Origin of the sequence: Brevundimonas sp. (genome assembly GCF_032107865.1) — a bacterium.
In the GTDB taxonomy this organism is placed as follows: domain Bacteria; phylum Pseudomonadota; class Alphaproteobacteria; order Caulobacterales; family Caulobacteraceae; genus Brevundimonas.
In genome coordinates this window covers 1-3,214 of record NZ_DAMCNG010000269.1, presented here as the reverse complement: position 1 = coordinate 3,214, position 3,214 = coordinate 1, and the positions used below count along the sequence as shown (strand labels likewise).

Here is a 3,214-nt window from a genome sequence, read left to right as displayed (position 1 = left end):
GCTGGCCGCCCGCAACCTGCCGGACCTGCGCTGCGTCCCGACGTCCGAGCGCACCGCCGATCTGGCGCGCGAGCTGGGCCTGCCCCTGTCGACGCTGGAGGACACGCCCCGCATCGACCTGACCGTCGACGGCGCCGACGAGATCGGCCCAGGCCTGGCCCTCATCAAGGGCGGCGGCGCGGCCCTGCTGCGCGAAAAGCTGGTGTGGGAGGCGTCGGCCCGTTGCATCTGCATCGCCGACGCGGCCAAGGTGGTCCCGGCGTTGGGAACCTTCCCCCTGCCGATCGAGGTGGTCGCCTTCGGACACAAGACGACCGCCAACCGCATCGCCGACGTCCTGGCCGATCACGACATCGCCTCGCCCGCCCGCGTGCGCGAGGCCGAGCGCGGCCTGATCCGCACCGACGGCGGCAACCTGATCTACGACGCGGCGTGCAAGCTGATCGCCGACCCGGCCCGCCTCGCCGCCGACCTGAAAAGCCTGACCGGTGTGGTCGAACACGGCCTGTTCCTCGACCTGACTGACCTGGCCATCATCGGTACGGACGCGGGCGTCGAGACGCTGGCGCCCTGACTTAAATTCCGCTCATCCCGGCCTTCGCCGGGACAAGCGGTGGAGGGGCCGCCGCCTTGCCCCCCGTCGCCCCGGCGCCTAAGTCGGGTCAGCGCTGCGGCTCAGCCGTGCGGATTTCAGACGATTCAGACGAATTGGACTCTGTTTTTCGGGTCCATTGCCGGAGACCCCGATGGCTCAATACGACTACGACCTCTTTGTCATCGGCGCCGGTTCGGGCGGGGTGCGCGCGGCGCGGTTGACGGCTCTGGGCGGCAAGAAGGTCGCCGTCGCCGAGGAATACCGCGTCGGCGGCACCTGCGTCGTGCGCGGCTGCGTGCCCAAGAAATTCATGGTTATGGCGTCGGAAGTCAGCCACGCGCTGGAGATCGCCGAGGGCTACGGCTGGTCCTTCGACAATGCGAAATTCGACTGGCTGACCTTCCTGCACGCCAAAGATGTCGAGATCGCCCGTCTGTCGGGCATCTACGCCGCCAACCTGGCCAAGGCGGGCGTCGATCTGGTCCACGGCCGCGCCATCCTGAAAGACGCCCACACCGTCGAGATTCTCGCCAAGGAAGGGGGCAAAACCCAGACCATCACTGCCGAGAAGATCCTGATCGCCACCGGCGGCCGTCCGTGGAAGCCGGAAGGCCTGACCGGCATTGAACACGCCATCACCTCGGAAGAGGCCTTCCATCTGCCCGAACTGCCCAAGCGCATCCTGATCGCGGGCGGCGGCTATATTGCGGTGGAGTTCGCGGGCATCTTCGCCGGTCTTGGCGTCGAGACGACGCTGATCTATCGCGGCCCGAACATTTTGCGTGGCTTCGATGACGATGTGCGCGCCCATCTGGCGGGCGAGATCGAGAAGCGTGGCGTCAAGGTCATCCTGGGCTGCCAACATTCCTCGATCGAGAAGACCGAGACCGGCTTGGTCAACCACCTCGAGAACGGCATGAAGCTCGAGACCGACGTGGTCATGTTCGCCACCGGCCGCGCGCCCCACGTCAAGGGGCTGGGCCTTGAAACGGCCGGAGTCGAGCTGAACGACGACGGCGCCGTCAAGGTGGACCAGCATTCCCGGACGACGGCCGACAACATCTGGGCCATCGGCGACGTCACTGATCGTATGAACCTGACCCCTGTCGCCATCCGCGAGGCCGTGGCCTTCCACGAGACGGTCTATAGGAACAATCCGCAGAGCTTCGACTATGAAGCCGTCGCCACCGCCGTCTTCAGCCAGCCGCCGGTCGGCACCGTCGGCCTGACCGAGGCCGAAGCCCGTCACGCCTGTCCGGGCGAGGTGGATGTCTACGTCACCCGCTTCCGCCCGATGAAATACGCCTTCACCGGCTCGGACGAGCGGGTGCTGATGAAGCTGGTGGTGGATGGGGAGACCCAGCGCGTGGTCGGCTGCCATATCGTCGGCCCGGACAGCCCCGAGATGATCCAACTGGCGGCCATCGCCGTGAAGGCCGGCCTGACCAAGGCCCAGTGGGACGCCACCTGCGCCGTCCACCCGACCATGGCCGAGGAACTGGTGACGCTGAAAGAGAAGCAGGTTCCGGCTTCCATGTCCGCCGGTTGATCGTGAACCGAGGCGGCTTGCCAGCCGCCTCATCCGCGCGCCTTATGCCGTCCGAAGGCCCCGACCGGGGCAGCCAGATCAGGAAGTCGCCATGAAGCCGCATCTGCTCGCCGCCGCCGCCGTCGCCGCTGTTCTTCTCGGCGGATCACCCGCTCTGGCCCAGGATGCGGCCGCGCCCGCCTATCGGGCCGCGGTCGCCGACACCCTGCGCCCGGCCGATGAGGTCACCCGCGACCCCTTGCGTCATCCGGCCGAAATGCTGGCCTTCGCCCAGGTGAAGCCGGGCCAGCGCATCGCCGACATCCGCCCCGGCGCGGGCTACTTCAGCCGCCTGTTCTCGCGCGTCGTGGGCGAGGGCGGCCACGTCTACGCCTTCGTGCCGAACCGCACGGCCGAGCGCGAGAACCCGCGCGCCGACGCCCTGGTCGCCGCCTATCCCAACGTCAGCCGCGTCAACGGCGATCTGGACGCCATGAGCTTCGATGCGCCGCTGGACCTGGTCTTCATGAGCCAGGAATATCACGACTTCCACATCCCCCGTTTCGGCGTGGACGTGGCCAAGATGAACGCCGACATCTTCAAGGCGCTGAAGCCCGGCGGCCTCTATGTTGTCATCGACCACCAGGCCGCGCCCGGTGCCGCTAACACCGTGGTCGAAAGCCTGCACCGCATCGAGGGCGCCCAGCTCCGCAAGGAAGTCGAGGCGGCCGGCTTCGTGTTTGACGGCGAAAGCACGGCCGTCGCCAATCCGGCCGACAACCACAGCCTGAACGTCTTTGACGAGGCGATCCGGGGCAAGACGGATCAGTTCGTTTACCGCTTCCGCAAGCCGAACTGAGGCGTCTCGTCTCAAATTGGTGACTGGCGAAGCGGCACGGGCGGCGCTAACCCTCGGCCAAAATCCATAAGGGAAACGCACAGATGACTCGCATCGCCTTCATCGGTCTCGGCAACATGGGCGGCGGCATGGCCGCCAATCAGGCCAAGGCCGGGCATGACGTCGCCGCCTTCGACCTGTCGCCGGCCGCGCTGGAACGCGCCGCCGAGGCCGGATGCCGCACCGTCGCCTC

General features: G+C 67.3%; 4 protein-coding genes. All 4 read left to right on the top strand.

Going from position 1 to position 3,214, the window contains the following annotated elements:
* Positions 1-574, top strand: a 574-nt coding sequence (rpiA, locus tag RT567_RS15305) for a ribose 5-phosphate isomerase A (RefSeq protein WP_313577099.1), incomplete at its 5' end; no start/stop codon positions are given.
* A gap of 172 nt (positions 575-746) precedes the next feature.
* Entirely contained in the window at positions 747-2,144 is a 1,398-nt protein-coding gene (gene gor, locus RT567_RS15300) for a glutathione-disulfide reductase (protein ID WP_313577098.1), read from the top strand.
* A 91-nt stretch (positions 2,145-2,235) separates the two neighbouring features.
* Positions 2,236-2,982, top strand: coding sequence for a hypothetical protein (locus RT567_RS15295; protein ID WP_313577097.1), 747 nt, complete (start codon positions 2,236-2,238; stop codon positions 2,980-2,982).
* An 83-nt stretch (positions 2,983-3,065) separates the two neighbouring features.
* Positions 3,066-3,214 (top strand): NAD(P)-binding domain-containing protein (locus RT567_RS15290; protein ID WP_313577100.1); only part of this gene is annotated, 149 nt, incomplete at its 3' end.